This is a genomic window from Rhodoferax sp. GW821-FHT07F03 (assembly GCF_059418745.1).
Genome location: NZ_JBWKQM010000008.1, coordinates 1 through 15,284, shown reverse-complemented (window position 1 = coordinate 15,284; position 15,284 = coordinate 1). Strand labels below are relative to the sequence as shown.

Sequence of the window (15,284 nt, the reverse complement as noted above, 5' to 3'; positions counted from 1 at the left end):
ATCTAGCATGGCGCCAGGACTTCTTGCGCACATGGAACGCCCCAGTACAAATGTTGGGCCCTGGCGTGGTAGCTAACCTATGCGCAGCGACATACCCGCTTTTTTGGGAAGAAGCGAAGCTTCAAAGCCATAGCGCTCGTAAAACCGCGGCGTTCCATGGTCAGCCATGAGGCTTACGTAGGCGGTTGGCAGAGCCGTTGCGTGGATATACGCCATGAGTCGCTGCATGACGATGTGACCAAGCCCCTTCTTCTGATGCTCTGGAACAACGGCAATGTCCACAATTTCGAAGAAACAGCCTCCGTCACCAATGACGCGGCCTATGCCCACCGGCACTTCGCCCCAATACACGACCACGCTGAACAAGCCATTCTTGAGACCGATTGCCGCAGCCTCCGGGGACTTTCTACTCAGCCCGGCCGCAAGACGGATGCGAATGTAGTCGGGAACGCTGGGTATTTCTTCTTTGATGGTGTAAGTCATAACCTCAAATATAGGGCGGTAACGTGTCCACGAATTAACGAAGACCAGACTTGCTGCCGTCGCACCCACTCGACTTGACCATCAGAGCAAGCGTTATGCATTCACCCATTGCAAAACGTACGCTAAGCGTATATATTTGCGATCCATGACTCAAGCGCAACAGGTACTTCTTCGCGATGCGATGCGGCGGCTCAACATGACCCGCGAGGCCTTCGCTGAGCGAATTGGCTCTCGAAAGCGTGCTCTTGACGCTTGGCTCCTGCCCGACGAATCGGCAGAGTACCGAGCAATGCCCGAGGTTGTACGGAGGTTCATAGGGGAAATTCTTACCCAGGCTAGTGCAACAGAAAAAAGTACGCAAAGCGTATACAGCACAAATGCAAATCCATCGGATGCCTGGCCGGGAACAGTGCACTTGCTGTCTGTCTCTCAGTTCAGCCGCGAAGCAGTGGAGGCGCTGTTTTCTTTGGCAGACGTAATGCAGCCGATTGCGCGCCGCCGCAAGGTTTCCCGGGTTCTGGAGGGCGCAGTGCTGGGCAATCTGTTCTTTGAAGCCAGCACCCGAACCCGGGTGAGCTTTGGCGCTGCGTTCTGCAGACTCGGGGGCTCCGTTTGCGACACCACGGGCTTCACCTTCTCGTCCATGGCCAAGGGCGAATCCATCTACGACACAAGTCGCGTCATCAGTGGCTATGTGGATGCACTGGTCATTCGGCATCCAGAGCAAGGCTCGGTGGCAGAGTTTGCAAGCGCAACCAACATCCCCGTGATCAACGGTGGCGACGGCCCAGGCGAGCATCCAAGCCAGGCGCTGCTGGATCTGTACACGATACAAAGAGAGTTTTCACACATCGGCAAGCTGATCGACGGCTCGCACATCGTGCTGACGGGCGACCTCAAATATGGGCGCACAGTGCACTCCCTGGTCAAGTTATTGACGCTCTACCGCGGCATGAAGATCAGCCTGGTTTCTCCGCGCTCACTGGAGATGCCATCCGAACTCGTCCATCTGGCTTCGAGCCGGGGGCATGTCGTCGAACAATCCAACTCTTTGCGCACGGCCGTGGTGGGGGCCGACGTACTTTATGCAACCCGGATACAAAAAGAACGATTTACAGAGGAAGCGATAGATGGCTACGACCAAAGCTTCGAGGTGAATCGCGCCCTTCTTGATGCCACGGGCAAAGCCGACACCGTGTTGATGCACCCCCTACCCCGAGACAGCAGGCCCGGCTCCTTCGACCTGAGCGTGGACTTGAACACCGACCCTCGACTGGCGATTTTCCGGCAGACCGACAACGGCATTCCCATCCGCATGGCGCTGTTTGCGCAAATGCTCGGAGTCGACAGCCTGGTCCAACGGTCGATGCGCGACGCGTCGTGGAGATCGCCGGCACATATTGGCCCCGATGACGCCTTGCTTGCCGACGAAGCGTAAACACACATCGGCACTGGAATATGCGTTCGGATACCTCACCACGCCCACTCTTGCAGTAAAAAATAGCCTACAGCGCATATTCTGCGTGCGCTAGCAGCTACTTATTTAATAGCAAATTCAGCTTTTGAATAGCGTCTAGGCGGATACGCCCCAGTCAGCACAGCGGCGCGATGGCATCCGCAACGACCTGGGCCATGGCTTCGGCTTCGGCACCACCCTGGCTGCGCAGTCCGTAAACCACACCCTCCCGATCAGGCCGGGCGCGGTTCTGGCTCACCTTCCATTTGCCGCGCAGCGAGGTCAACGTGATCTCGATGCCGACGATGGCGCGCAGCATGGTGTCGATGTAGTCAGCAGGTGCATCGCTGACCTCCCACGGCACCGGGCGTTGCGCCTCGTGGCGCTCGGTCAGACGGGTGACAAAGGCGCGCAGCCAGTCCGCATCGTCCACCGCGCGCAGCGGGCCGCGCGCTTGCACCATGGTGTAGTTCCAGGTCGGCACGCCCTTGCCGGTGGCCGCCTTGCTGGGGTACATGGATGGCGAGATATAGGTCTGTGGCCCCTGGAACACCACCAGCGCATCGACATCGGTACGGGACTCGCGCCACAGCGGGTTGGCGCGGGCCACGTGGCCGCGCAGTATGCCGGGGCCTCCAGCCGGGTCGGGCTCCCACAGAAACGGCAGGCTATTGGCCACCAACCCGCCCTCCATATCCTGTGTGACCAGCAGGCCCAGCGGGTGTGCGTTGAGCAGTGGCTGCAATACCTCGGGGCGGGTTTCTTCAAAGTAGGCGGGCAGGTACATGGAATGGGTGCTCCGTAAAATGGCCCTTCATACTAAGATTATTTAACTCAATCCAAGGGGCCATTTCTTGGCAAACCAAAGAGCCGTTTCGGGCCAGTTGCGCCAGCAGGTCTATGTACAGCTGCGCGAATCAATAGAGACCGGAACCTTGCCACCCGACAGCCGTTTGCCGGCCTCGCGCGAGCATGCGCGGGTGCTGGGTGTGTCGCGCAACACGGTGCTGTGGGCGGTCGAGCGCCTGCAGTCCGAGGGCTACCTGGTGGGCCGCGTCGGCGATGGCACCTACGTGGCACAACGCAGTGCGCCCTTGCGTGGCAACACGCGCGCCCCGCAACTGGCCGCGCACCAGTTGCTATCGCAGCGGGGCCGGCTGATTGCCGAGGTCGGGGCGCGCTGGATTCCAGCCAACAGCAACGCCCTGCCGTTTCGCATCGGTCGGCCGGCGCTGGAGGAGTTTCCGTTCGCGCTGTGGCAGCGACTGGAACGACAAACGCCGATCGGCACACGCACCGCCAACGCGGGCTATACCGAAGCCGCAGGACACCCGCCGCTGCGCGCCGCCATCGCCCAATGGCTGCTGGTGTCGCGCGGCATCCGCTGCGACCCAGGCCAGGTGCTGATCACCGCCGGCTCGCAGCAGGCCCTGGACCTGGTGGCGCGGCTACTGCTGGATGTGGGCGACGAGGTGCTGGTCGAAGACCCGGGCTACCCCGGCATCCGCGCCAACCTGGTCGCACAGGGGGCGCTGGTGCGCCCGGTACCGGTGGATGACCAAGGCCTGTGCATTGCCCAGGGCGCCGCCCAATACCCGCAGGCCAAGCTCGCGGTGGTGACGCCCACCCACCAATTCCCGCTAGGGGTCAGCATGGGCCTGGCACGCCGCGCGGAATTGATTGCCTGGGCCCAAGCCAAGCGCGCATGGATCGTGGAAGACGACTACGACGGCGAATTCCAGTACGGTGCACAGCGGATTCCGGCGCTATGCAGCATGGCGCACGGCGCACGGGTGCTGCATGTGGGCACGTTTTCCAAGTCGCTGGGCGCTGGGTTGCGGCTGGGCTTTATCGTGCTGCCTGATGCACTGGTCGATGCATTTACCCAAGGGCGGGCACTGAGCGACCGGCAGTCGCCGGGCGCGGTGCAGGACGTGCTGGCCCGCTTCATCGCAGACGGCTATCTGCTGCGCCATCTGCGGCGCATGCGCGAGCTGTACCACGAGCGCCAGGCCGCCATGATCGATAGCCTGGCACGTGCCAGCCACGGTGCGATCCGGCTCACTCCCAGCCTGCAAGGCATGCATCTGGCATTGACGGTGGACGCACATGTGCAGGACACCGAACTCAGCCAGCGCGCACACGATGCCGGCGTACTGCTTGCGCCGATCTCCCGTTACTGCATGGAGGCGCGGCGCCGGGGCTGGCTGTTCGGATACGCGGGCTACAACATAGCCGCGCTAGACCGGGCGGCACGGGCGCTAGGCCCCTTAGTGAGTCAGTGAGCGCGCAGTTATCGCCTGCGCCAAAGTCCATTTATTACACAAGAAAACCAGCCCTGGTGCAGACAAATACTGCACAAGCGGCTACGTTAAATATAGCAAAAAGACCCTAGGAAAAACTAAGCCGTACCCCGCTCCACGATCGAAAACCCAATGTCCACAATTGGCTCGGCAATCGCAATGCCATCGGCCCGGTCCACGATGTACTGGGCAGCCGTCTGGCCGATGCGCGTGCCGTCTATGCGTACGCTGGTCAGCGCCGGCTCCAGGCTGGCGGCGAAGCCTACGTCGCCCAGGCCGACGATGGCCAGTTGGTCAGGCACGCTGATGCCCCGCGTTTGCGCTTCGATCAGCACGCCCAAGGCCAGCATGTCGGAGCTGCAAAACACGGCATCTGGGGCCTCCGCGCGGCCGAGCAGCTCGGCCAGGCCCGCACGCCCGGCGCCCAGGGTGGTGGGCGGTGGCGTGAGGTACACCGGCACATCGGTCTGCCAGCCCAGGCTGCGCGCCATACGCTGAAAGCCGCTGTTACGGCGGCGCGCGCGTTCGTCATCACCGCACATCAGGGCAGGCTTGCGGTAGCCGCGCTGGTGCAGATAGGAGCAGACCGCGGCACCGATTTCTTCGTTCGAAAAGCCCACCAGCATGTCGATGGGCGTGGGCGTCAAGTCCCAGGTCTCGACCACCGGAATGCCGGACGCCAGCAGCTGGCGCCGCCCGGCGGCCGAATGCATGATGCCGGTCAGCACAATGCCGTCGGGCCGGCGGCGGATGATGGCGTCCAGCAGCGCATCTTCGCGCGACTGCTCGTAGCCGCTCTGGCCAATCATCAGCTGGTAGCCCCGGGCGTCCAGCGCCTGGTTCAGTGACTGTATGGTCTCCTGGAACACCGGCCCCACCAGCGTGGGCAGCACCGCCGCCACCAGCCGGGCGCGCGACGAGCGCAGGCCACCGGCCATGCCGTTGGGGATGAAGCCGGTGCGCTGCACCACCTCCTGCACCTTGGCCAACGTGGTCGGCGACACCTGCTCCGGGTGGTTCAGCGCGCGCGAAACCGTCATGGCGGAGACTCCAGCCAGGCGGGCGATATCGTGAACAGTCAGGGCTTGTGACATGCACGAATGATATCAATAACATTCTTGTCAACAAGGTGTTTTAGGTATGGAATTTAATTTCTTTCATAGGTATTTAAGGGTATACCCTCTGTTTTGAGGATTTTCCAGAAGCTATGCTTCGCTCACTTTGTTATCGATAACAAACAACAATACCAACCCACCACATACGCCGCCCATGTCCACTCCATCTTCACACTCCACGCCCCGCATTACCGAACTTCGCGTGATTCCCGTTGCGGGCCACGACGACATGCTGATGAACCTGTCGGGGGCGCACGGCCCGTTCTTCACCCGCAACATCCTGGTCCTAACCGACAACGCCGGACGCACCGGCGTGGGCGAGGTGCCCGGCGGCGAAAAAATCCGCCAGACGCTGGAAGACGCCCGGGCCCTGATCGTCGGCCAATCCATCGGCAACTACCAGGCCGTGCTGAACGCCATGCGCAAGCAGTTTGCCGAGCGCGACAGCGGCGGGCGCGGCACCCAGACTTTCGACCTGCGCGTAGCCATTCACGCCGTCACCGCTGCCGAGTCAGCCCTGCTGGATCTGCTGGGCCAGCACCTGGAGGTGCCGGTTGCCGCCCTGCTGGGCGAAGGCCAGCAGCGTGACGCGGTGCAGATGCTGGGCTATTTGTTCTACGTGGGCGACGCCAAAAAGACCAACCTGGCTTACCGCACCGAGCCCGGCGCCGACAACGCCTGGTTCCGCCTGCGCCATGAAGAAGCCATGACGCCCCAAGCCATCGTGCGCCTGGCCGAAGCCGCGCAAGAACGCTACGGCTTTCAGGACTTCAAACTCAAGGGCGGCGTGCTACCCGGCGACGAGGAAGTCGATGCCGTGGTGGCACTGCACGAGCGCTTCCCCGAAGCCCGCGTCACACTGGACCCCAACGGTGGCTGGTTTTTGCGCGACGCCATCCGCCTGGGCCAGCGCATGCGCGGCGTGGTCGCCTATGCCGAAGACCCCTGCGGCGCAGAGGGCGTGTACAGCGGCCGCGAAGTGATGGCCGAGTTCCGCCGCGCCACAGGCCTGCCCACGGCCACCAATATGGTCGCCACCGACTGGCGTGAAATGGCCCACAGCCTGGCCTTGCAGTCGGTGGACATTCCGCTGGCCGACCCGCACTTCTGGACCATGGCCGGCTCCGTGCGCGTAGCCCAGCTGTGCCAGTCCTTCGGGCTGACCTGGGGCTCGCACTCCAACAACCACTTCGACATCTCGCTGGCCATGTTCACCCATGTGGGCGCAGCCGCACCGGGAAAGGTCACCGCCATCGACACGCACTGGATCTGGCAAGACGGCCAGCGCTTGACCAAAGAGCCGCTGCAGATCCAGGGCGGCTACGTGCAAGTGCCCAAGAAGCCCGGCCTGGGCGTGGAGCTGGACATGGCCGAGGTCGAAAAAGCCCACCAGCTGTACCTGCAGCACGGACTGGGCTCACGCGACGACGCACAGGCCATGCAGTTCCTGATCCCCGGCTGGAAGTTCGACAACAAGCGTCCGTGCATGGTGCGCTGAGCCTGATCCAATATCAAAACATACCCAAAGGAGACAAAGCCATGAAGCTCAACCACACCCCCTTGAAGATCGCTGCCAGCGTTGGCCTGCTCGGCCTCGCCGCCACCCTGCCCGGAATGGCGTTGGCCGACATCCGCGTCATGTGCTACCAAGACGGCATCGAATGCGATGTGACCGCCGACCTGATCAAGCGTTACGAGAAGCAAAACCCCGGCGCCAAGGTGGCCCTGGACATCGTGCCCTACAAGACTGTGGTCGAGCAGCTGCCCATCCAGCTGGCCGCTGGCCAGGGCCCGGACATCGCCCGCGTGGCTGAAATCGGCGGCCTGTCGAAGAACTACATCGACATCGGCCCCTACCTGAAAGACCGTAAGTACTGGGAAACCAACTTCGGCACCACCCTGCCCTGGATGCGCAACAAGGCGGGCGACAAGGGCATTTACGGCATGCTGTCGCAAATGACCATGACCGGGCCTTTCGTCAACAAGACACTGTTCGAACAGGCCAAGATCGCCCTGCCCGGCCCCAAAGCCACGTGGGATGAATGGGCCGACGCCACCCGCAAGGTCGCCAAGGCCACGCAAACCCCGGCAGCCATGGCCTGGGACCGCTCGGGCCACCGCTTTGCCGGCCCGGCCATCAGCTATGGCGCCAAGATCTTCGATGCCAAGGGCAACCTGGCGCTAGACGAAGGCTACAAGACTGCTGTAGGCAAGTTCGTCGCCTGGCATAAAGACGGCACCATGCTAAAGGACGTATGGGGTGGCTCCGGCGGCTCCAGCTATGCCGACACCGTGGGCGAATTCAAGAACGGCCGCCTGGTGATGATCTTGTCCGGCTCATGGCAGATCAACCGCATGCAAAAGGAAATCGGCAACGCCTTTGACTGGGTGGCCGTGCCCAACCCCTGCGGCACCGCCGCCTGCAGCGGTATGCCCGGCGGCTCGGCCTGGGTCGCGCTGAAGACCACCAAGTCGCCCAAGGAAGTGGCGCAGTTCCTGGACTTCATGGCGCAAGAAGCCAACGTGGCCGAATTCGCATCCCGCACCAACACCATTCCAGCCCACGCCGGAGTGGCACAACGTGGCCTGGCCTACACCAGTGCCGGGCCTGCTGCCAAGGCTGCGCTGACCGTCTTCACCAACGGCGCGCCCACCGTGGCCCCTGCGGCCTACGCACTGCAAGGCTACAAGTACAACCGCGCCCTGATGCTGCCCACCGTGACCCGCGTGACGCAGGCCATCGTCGGCGAGATCAGCGTGGACGAAGCCATCACCAAGATCAGCGCGGACATGAATGAGGCCGTCAAGCAAGCTGAAAAGTAGCCAGCTGCTCCGCGCTGCGCCAGATGCCTTTTTGGCCTCCAGCACAGATAAATACTGCGCAAGCAGCTATAAAGTTTGTAGTATTTGAATAGCCACCTCTAGGCGCCATTGCGTCTAGGGGCCCCGCCTGCGCCAAGCGGGTGCTACAGGAGAGGATATCCATGTCCGTGTTTCTGCGCCTTCTAGGCTTGTTTTTCAATCTGTTCGAGCCGGTCTTTCGGCTGGGCCAGAAATGGCTGGGCAACTCCCGCATAGGCTGGCTGTTTGTCGGGCCCAACCTGCTGGTGATCGGCGTGTTCACCTTTTTGCCCATCGTCATCAACCTGGTGTACGCAGCCACGGGCGGTGTAAATCTGCTACCCACGCAGCGCCCGTTTGTGGGGGTGGAAAACTTCTCCATCCTGCTGGAGTGCCGTGACTACATGGACCTGCAGACCTGCCGCACCGACATCTTCTGGCGCTCGATTCTGAACACCGTGAAGTTCAGCCTGATCCAGGTGGTGCTGATGGTGCTGTTCTCGCTGCTCACGGCCCTGGTGCTGAACCGCAAGATCATCGGCCGGGGTTTCTGGCGCGGCGTTTTCTTCTACCCGGTGCTGCTGTCGCCGGTGGTGGTGGCGCTGATCTGGAAGTGGCTGCTGCAAAGCCAGGGCGTGTTCAACGCCGGCCTGGTCGCCATGGGCTCGCAACCCATGGACTGGCTGCTGGACCGGCACTGGGCCTTCTTCTGGGTGGTGGCGGTTTCCATCTGGGCGCACATGGGTTTCTACACCCTGATCCTGCTGGCCGGCCTGCAAGCGATACCGAAAGACGTGTACGAAGCCGCCGAGATGGATGCGGCACCGCCCTGGCGCGTGCTCACCCGGGTCACCCTGCCACTGCTCATGCCCAACCTGATCGTGGTGCTGGTGCTGGTGATGATCCGCGCGGTACAAAGCTTTGACGAGGTCTTTGTGCTGACCGGTGGCGGCCCAGGCTCGGCCACCACCTTCATCGTGCAATACATCTACCAGACCGGCTTTGCCGAGCAGATCCACCTGTACGGCCTGGCCGCTGCGGCATCGCTGATTCTGGCCGTGGGCCTGATGGCGCTGACCCTGGTGCAGCTGCGCCTGTCCAAGGCCAGCGAAGCCGGCAAGACCAAGAAATAAGAGGACAAGCCCAATGGCCAATTTCATTACCCGCACCCGTGGTGGCGCAAACAGTGGCAAATATGGTGGCAGCCGCCTGCACTGGACCGACTGGCTCTCTTACGCCTACCTGCTGGCAGGCCTGGTCGTTATGTTCGGCCCCGTACTGTGGCTGGTCATGTCGTCTTTCAAAACCGAAAGCGCGCTGAGCCAGTTCCCGCCCAGCTTCCTGCCCTACAGCCAGAAAGAGGTGGTGGTGGCGGGCTTTGACAAACCGCTGCCGCTGTTCCTCGCCAAGGACGAAAGCGGTAAAACCCGCGAGCTGGCCCAGGTGCGCCGCATCGGCATCATCGCCACCATGGTGGACCCGGCCCAGCCGGAAACGGAAATCAGGGTCAACATCAACGACCGCAAGCCCTTGAATGAGCTGAAGTTTGCCAGCGGCAACTACACCGAGCTGTTCGGCAAGTTCGCCTTTGGCACCTATCTGTGGAACAGCGTTTTCATCACCGTGGTGGCCACCATACTGACGCTGCTGTTCAACTCCATGGCCGCGTTCGCACTGTCCAAGTACCAGTTCCGTGGGCAGAAGACGGTGTTCGTGCTGATCATCGCCACACTGATGATTCCGCCCACCATCATCCTGGTGCCGGCATTTCTGGTGATCTCGGGCCTGAACCTGCTAAACAACCTGTGGGGCGTGATCCTGCCAGCCGTGGCCACGCCCACCGGCGTGTTCCTGCTGCGCCAATACATGCTGACCATTCCCGACGAGTTGCTGGAAGCCGCGCGCATGGACAACGCCAGCGAATGGCGCATCTACTGGAAGATCATCCTGCCGCTGGCCGCACCCGCCATGGCGGTGCTGGCCATCTTCTCCTTCATGTGGCGCTGGAACGACTTCCTGTGGCCGCTGATCGTGCTGTCCAAGTCGGAAAACTTCACCCTGCAGCTGGCGCTGAACGCATTCCAGGGCGAGCTGAACACCCAGTGGCATTACCTGCTGGCGATGACGGTGATCACGCTCATCCCGATCAGCCTGGTCTTCACCTTCTTGCAGAAATACATCACCACTGGCATCGCCGGTGCCGGTGTGAAGTAACACTTTCATAGGACGTATACCGTGGCTACTCTGGCACTCTCCAATATCGTCAAGGCCTTTGACAAAAGCACCATCATCCATGGCGTGGATCTGACCGTCTCCGACGGTGAATTCGTGGTCTTCGTCGGCCCTTCAGGCTGCGGCAAGTCCACGCTCTTACGCATCATCTCCGGGCTGGAGCCCGCCACCAGCGGCGACATCCTCATTGACGGCCAGCGCGTCAACGAAGTCTCGGCCGCGCACCGAGGCTGCTCCATGGTGTTCCAGTCGTATGCGCTGTACCCGCACATGAGCGTGTACGACAACATGGCTTTCGGGCTGGAAAACCTGGGTGTGGCCAAGTCGGTCATCGAAACCAAGGTCACCGCCGCCGCCACCATGCTGCAGCTGGCCCCACTGCTGCAGCGCAAGCCCACGCAATTGTCGGGCGGCCAGCGCCAGCGCGTGGCCATTGGCCGCTCCATCGTGCGTGAGCCCAAGCTGTTCCTGTTCGACGAGCCCCTTAGCAACCTGGATGCCGAGTTGCGCGTTTCCATGCGCGCCGAAATCCGTGACCTGCACGCCCGCCTGGGCGCGACCATGATCTACGTCACCCACGACCAGGTCGAAGCCATGACCATGGCCGACAAGATCGTGGTGCTGCGCGCCGGCCGCATCGAGCAGGTGGGCACGCCGCTGGAGCTGTACAACAAGCCCTGCAACCAGTTCGTGGCCGGCTTCATCGGCAGCCCGCGCATGAACTTTGTGCCCGCTGAGCAGTTCCCCACCGCCCTGCCCGGCGCGCACACCGTGGGCATACGCCCCGAGCACGCACAACTGGACGACGCCGGGCCGCTGCAGCTCAAGGTCAAGCAGGTAGAGCAACTGGGTGCCACCAGCATCCTGCACGGCAACGTGGTGGCCGATGCGCCGTTCGAGCTGATCCTGAACGGCCAGACCACCATCCAGCGCGGCGACACCGTGCGCGTCAGCGCGCCCCCTGAGCACCTGCACTGCTTTGATCAGAACGGCTTGCGTCTGTAACTCTTGCACACCAACACCATGCGTCTCGACAATCCTCCCCTCTTCGCCCTGCATGCACGCAGCGGCAACCACCTCGAACTGCGCAGCACCGGTGGCGCCGTGGCCCATGTCTGGGTGCTTGAAGAAGACATCCTGCGCGTGCTGGTTCTACCCAGTGGCCAGCTGCACATGCCCCGCAGCTGGACGGTGGCCCCCGGCCTGGAAAACCTGCCCGTGGAGGGCCGCGACCGCTTCGACACCAGCGGCTTCTCGCTACCGGCCTTCGCGCTGACGCAGGATGAAAAGCAGCTGTGCATCACCACTGCCGCCGTGCGCCTCACCATCAACCTGGCCGGCTTCTTCTGCCGCTGGGAAAGCCAGCACCAAGGCCAATGGCAAGCCACCGCCACTGACCGCTCCACCCAAAGCTACAACTTCGGCTGGTGGGACGAGAAGGTCTACCACTACCTGCAGCGCGAACGTGGCGAGCAGTACTTCGGCCTGGGCGAGCGCGCAGGCGACGCCAACCGCGCCGGCCAGCGCTACCGCATGTGCAACCTGGACCCGATGGGCTACAGCGCGCGCAACACCGACCCGCTGTACAAGCACATCCCGTTCTACATCACCCGCAAGGGCGGCGAAAAGGATGCCGGCCTGTGCTTCGGCCTGTTCTACGACACCCTGTCCGACTGCAGCTTCGACATGGGCCGCGAGCTGGACAACTACCACGGCCACTACCGCTACTTCGTGGCCGACCACGGCGACCTGGACCTGTACTACATCGCCGGTGTAGACCCCGCCGCCATCACCAAGCGCTACACCTGGCTGACCGGCCGCCCGATCTTCCCACCGCGCTACGCGCTGGGCTATTCGGGCTCCACCATGAGCTACACCGACGCGCCGAACGCACAGGAACGCATGGGCGAATTTCTGGAGCGCTGCGCCGAGCACGACATCCCCTGCGACTCGTTCCACCTGTCTTCCGGCTACACCTCCATCGGCCCGGGCCGCTACGTGTTCAACTGGAACCGCGACAAGTTCCCCGACCCCGCAGCATTCGTAGAGAGCTACCTCGCCAAAGGCGTGCGCCTGGTGCCCAACATCAAGCCCGCCCTGCTGCGCGACCACCCGCGTTTCGAAGAAGCCCGCCAAGCCGGCCTGCTGGTGGCCGACCCCGACGGCCAGCCCACCGCCATCCAGTTCTGGGACGGCACCGGCGCCTACCTGGACTTCACCCAGCCCGCCACCATCGCCTGGTGGAAAAAGCAGGTGACGGAGCAGCTGCTGCAGTACGGCATCCCCACCACCTGGAACGACAACAACGAATACGAAATCTGGAGCGACCAGGCTATGTCGTACGGCTTTGGCACGCCACGCCCTGCGCGTGAAGCCAAGCCGCTGCAAACCCTGCTGATGATGCAGGCGTCCCACGCCGCACAGACCGAGTTCGCGCCGGCCGAGCGGCCCTACCTGGTATCGCGCTCGGGTGCGGCCGGCATGCAGCGCTATGTGCAAACCTGGTCGGGCGACAACTACACCGCCTGGGAAACCCTGCGCTACAACATCCGCATGGGCCTGGGCCTGGCGATGTCCGGCGTGTCCAACACCGGGCACGACATCGGCGGCTTCTCCGGCCCCGCGCCCAGCCCCGAACTGCTGGTGCGCTGGGTGCAGCACGGCATCTTCCTGCCGCGCTTCAGCATCCATTCGTGGAACGACGACAAGACGGTCAACGAACCCTGGATGTACCCGGCCGCCACGCCGCAGATCCGCGCGCTGATCCACCGGCGCTACCAGCTCATGCCCTGCCTATACGACCTGGTGTGGCGCTACCACAGCGCGTATGAGCCCATCATCCGCCCGACCTACCACGACTTCCCCGAAGACACGCGCTGCCTGGAAGAAAACGACGACATGCTGCTGGGCGCCAACCTGCTGGTGGCATCGGTGGTGGACGAAGGCCACACCCAGCGCCGCGTCTGGCTGCCCGGCAGCGGCGGCTGGGTCGAATGGGCCACGGCGCGGTACTACAAGGCAGGCCAGCACATCACGCTGGACGCGCCGCTGGACGGCCCCCCGCCCCTGCTGGCGCGTGAAGGCAGCGCCATCGCGCTGAACGTGGGCGACATCCATTTCGCCCAGGTGCAAGACATGCGTGGCTTCCAGGTCTTCCCATTCCAGGGCACAGGCCAGTTCGAAGCTACCTGCTTCGAGGACGACGGCCATACCCAGGCCTGCCGCGACGGCGACTACGGCCAATGGCGGCTGCAGGTCAGCAGCACGGCGGAAACACTCAACATCCAGGTGCTGCGTGAAGGAGCCCGCGCGCCGGTGCAAGACAGCGTGGTGCTGTATGTGCCCGCCAGCGACACGCGCAGCCTGCAGTTCGGTAACGCCACGCTGCTGGGCAGCACGGTAGACGGCGCTTGGCGCCAGCTGACGCTCAAGCTCTGATACAGAAGAAATAGGCCGCCAGCGCACATAACATCTGCGCTGGCAGCTATTCATTTCATAGCAAAAAAATTCAAATGATACGTGCCAGCAGCTTGGGCACGGCAGACACCAGCATCGCCACGCCGGAGGCTGTCAACAGGCCCAGCACGATCTTGCGAAACGCGGCTTCGCTGATGCCTATGTACAGCCGGGCACCCAGCAGCGTGGGCACCAGCATGGCCAACGCCACCAGGCCAAACATGGGCAGCATGTCCTGCGTGACCATGCCGGCTGCCAGGTAGCTGCCCATGGTGACCAGTAACATGGACAAGTTGAAGTTCTGCACCACGGCACGCTGCGCATCCTTCTCATAGCCGCGCAGCGTGCACCACAGCGTAGGCAGCGCACCCGTAAAGCCACCCAGGCCGCCCATCACACCGCCACTCAGCCCCACCAGCCCATCGGCCAGCCGGCCACCCACCGTGACCCGGGGCAACTGCCGCGCCATCAGCATGGCCGGGCACCACAGCCCCAGCAGGCAACCCAGCACCAGGCGAAACCAGTCCATGTCCATGCGCGGCAGCAAGGCCACGCCCAGCGGTATGCCCAGCAAGTCCTCCAGCACAAAGGGCAGCAAAACCTGGATGTCAAAACCACGGCGCACCGAGACGGCGGCAATCACCTGCCCCGTCAATGATCCAAACACAGCCAACGCCGCCGCCAGACGAGGCTCCAGCGTCCACACCCGGAACGACATGGACACCAGCCCATAGGCAAAGCCAGACAAGCCCTGCACAAAGCCCGCCACCACAGCCCCCACCACGACCACCGCATACACCGAATCCATTGCGTTCCTTCCAGCAGATTTGCCAAACGGACTATTGTGAACAAGTGGCTGGCTGCGTGGTCCGGCCTAGTGGAGCGACGGTACATGCAATCATTGAGCAATCGTGCTCAACGTGGAGAGGTGGGAGCGAATTGGTACTATCGGCCATAACTAGACCTTCGCCATGACGCCAGAAAACTGCCCAGTATCTGCAACAGTGGACTACGTCAAAGTCGGCCGTGAGTCGCACGAACTTGTGCTTCGCCACGGACGGGATGCATACAGGTATGCGCTGCGCCTGTCTGAGCAAGCCAATGACGTGGGCGATGCCGGGACAGCCGAGTTCTGGTATGCGGTCAACAGGGCGCTAGTGCCGAGGGCATAGCGAGTCGCTGGCAAGGCTCGATTTGGGCCCCTTTTCGACGACAGCGCGTCCGGCTACGGTCGTCGGCCAAAGGCGGACTTCCGTGTTGAACACGAAAAATCATGTAATCAAGGAGAGGAGTGTTAATTTCCACGCAAACCTGACCCGTAGGGGGTGCGGACAATAACTTGGACTACTTGGAGGTAGTTCATGTATTCATACGAAGAGCGAATTCGAGCCGTCAAGC

12 protein-coding genes are annotated in these 15,284 nt (G+C 62.6%); 8 read left to right on the top strand and 4 right to left on the bottom strand.

Going from position 1 to position 15,284, the window contains the following annotated elements; all coding sequences use genetic code 11:
• Positions 1-72: 72 nt before the first annotated feature.
• The gene (locus AC07R0_RS13235) at positions 73-483 is read right to left on the bottom strand and encodes a GNAT family N-acetyltransferase (protein ID WP_495105159.1); all 411 of its coding nucleotides are present in this window, start codon (positions 481-483) and stop codon (positions 73-75) included.
• Between the two features lie 145 nt (positions 484-628).
• Here AC07R0_RS13235 and AC07R0_RS13230 point away from each other — a divergent pair, with 145 nt between their 5' ends.
• Positions 629-1,921 carry an aspartate carbamoyltransferase gene (locus AC07R0_RS13230; protein ID WP_495105158.1) on the top strand — a complete coding sequence of 431 codons (1,293 nt, stop codon included), beginning with the start codon at positions 629-631 and terminating at the stop codon, positions 1,919-1,921.
• A 154-nt stretch (positions 1,922-2,075) separates the two neighbouring features.
• Here AC07R0_RS13230 and AC07R0_RS13225 read toward each other — a convergent pair whose 3' ends face one another.
• A complete protein-coding gene (locus tag AC07R0_RS13225) occupies positions 2,076-2,726 on the bottom strand; it encodes an FMN-binding negative transcriptional regulator (RefSeq protein WP_495105157.1) in 651 nt (216 codons plus the stop codon).
• 67 nt (positions 2,727-2,793) lie between these two features.
• Between AC07R0_RS13225 and pdxR the strand changes: the two genes are divergently transcribed.
• Positions 2,794-4,224: a MocR-like pyridoxine biosynthesis transcription factor PdxR gene (gene pdxR, locus AC07R0_RS13220; RefSeq protein ID WP_495105156.1), complete on the top strand. Its 1,431-nt coding sequence runs from the start codon at positions 2,794-2,796 to the stop codon at positions 4,222-4,224.
• A 116-nt stretch (positions 4,225-4,340) separates the two neighbouring features.
• Here pdxR and AC07R0_RS13215 read toward each other — a convergent pair whose 3' ends face one another.
• Positions 4,341-5,336, bottom strand: a complete 996-nt coding sequence (locus AC07R0_RS13215) for a LacI family DNA-binding transcriptional regulator (RefSeq protein ID WP_495105155.1) — start codon at positions 5,334-5,336, stop codon at positions 4,341-4,343.
• A gap of 175 nt (positions 5,337-5,511) precedes the next feature.
• Here AC07R0_RS13215 and gudD point away from each other — a divergent pair, with 175 nt between their 5' ends.
• The 6 genes from gudD to AC07R0_RS13185 all read left to right on the top strand — a co-directional run bounded on the left by gudD (position 5,512) and on the right by AC07R0_RS13185 (position 13,868).
• Positions 5,512-6,855 carry a glucarate dehydratase gene (gudD, locus tag AC07R0_RS13210; RefSeq protein ID WP_495105154.1) on the top strand — a complete coding sequence of 448 codons (1,344 nt, stop codon included), beginning with the start codon at positions 5,512-5,514 and terminating at the stop codon, positions 6,853-6,855.
• 41 nt (positions 6,856-6,896) lie between these two features.
• Positions 6,897-8,180: an ABC transporter substrate-binding protein gene (locus AC07R0_RS13205; protein WP_495105153.1), complete on the top strand. Its 1,284-nt coding sequence runs from the start codon at positions 6,897-6,899 to the stop codon at positions 8,178-8,180.
• Positions 8,181-8,341: 161 nt separating this feature from the next.
• The gene (locus AC07R0_RS13200; protein WP_495105152.1) at positions 8,342-9,331 is read left to right on the top strand and encodes a carbohydrate ABC transporter permease; all 990 of its coding nucleotides are present in this window, start codon (positions 8,342-8,344) and stop codon (positions 9,329-9,331) included.
• Positions 9,332-9,344: 13 nt separating this feature from the next.
• Entirely contained in the window at positions 9,345-10,412 is a 1,068-nt protein-coding gene (locus AC07R0_RS13195) for a carbohydrate ABC transporter permease (protein WP_495105151.1), read from the top strand.
• Between the two features lie 21 nt (positions 10,413-10,433).
• Positions 10,434-11,435, top strand: coding sequence for an ABC transporter ATP-binding protein (locus tag AC07R0_RS13190; protein ID WP_495105150.1), 1,002 nt, complete (start codon positions 10,434-10,436; stop codon positions 11,433-11,435).
• Positions 11,436-11,453: 18 nt separating this feature from the next.
• Entirely contained in the window at positions 11,454-13,868 is a 2,415-nt protein-coding gene (locus tag AC07R0_RS13185; protein WP_495105149.1) for a glycoside hydrolase family 31 protein, read from the top strand.
• Between the two features lie 70 nt (positions 13,869-13,938).
• Here AC07R0_RS13185 and AC07R0_RS13180 read toward each other — a convergent pair whose 3' ends face one another.
• Positions 13,939-14,694 carry a sulfite exporter TauE/SafE family protein gene (locus tag AC07R0_RS13180; RefSeq protein ID WP_495105148.1) on the bottom strand — a complete coding sequence of 252 codons (756 nt, stop codon included), beginning with the start codon at positions 14,692-14,694 and terminating at the stop codon, positions 13,939-13,941.
• Between the last annotated feature and the right edge of the window lie 590 nt (positions 14,695-15,284).

Excerpts from the sequence above, each read along its gene's own strand:
- AC07R0_RS13235 (WP_495105159.1), bottom strand. The coding sequence starts at position 483 with ATGACTTACACCATCAAAGAAGAAATACCCAGCGTTCCCGACTACATT.
- AC07R0_RS13230 (WP_495105158.1), top strand. The coding sequence starts at position 629 with ATGACTCAAGCGCAACAGGTACTTCTTCGCGATGCGATGCGGCGGCTC.
- AC07R0_RS13225 (WP_495105157.1), bottom strand. The coding sequence starts at position 2,726 with ATGTACCTGCCCGCCTACTTTGAAGAAACCCGCCCCGAGGTATTGCAG.
- AC07R0_RS13215 (WP_495105155.1), bottom strand. The coding sequence starts at position 5,336 with ATGTCACAAGCCCTGACTGTTCACGATATCGCCCGCCTGGCTGGAGTC.
- gudD (WP_495105154.1), top strand. The coding sequence starts at position 5,512 with ATGTCCACTCCATCTTCACACTCCACGCCCCGCATTACCGAACTTCGC.
- AC07R0_RS13205 (WP_495105153.1), top strand. The coding sequence starts at position 6,897 with ATGAAGCTCAACCACACCCCCTTGAAGATCGCTGCCAGCGTTGGCCTG.
- AC07R0_RS13200 (WP_495105152.1), top strand. The coding sequence starts at position 8,342 with ATGTCCGTGTTTCTGCGCCTTCTAGGCTTGTTTTTCAATCTGTTCGAG.
- AC07R0_RS13195 (WP_495105151.1), top strand. The coding sequence starts at position 9,345 with ATGGCCAATTTCATTACCCGCACCCGTGGTGGCGCAAACAGTGGCAAA.
- AC07R0_RS13185 (WP_495105149.1), top strand. The coding sequence starts at position 11,454 with ATGCGTCTCGACAATCCTCCCCTCTTCGCCCTGCATGCACGCAGCGGC.
- AC07R0_RS13180 (WP_495105148.1), bottom strand. The coding sequence starts at position 14,694 with ATGGATTCGGTGTATGCGGTGGTCGTGGTGGGGGCTGTGGTGGCGGGC.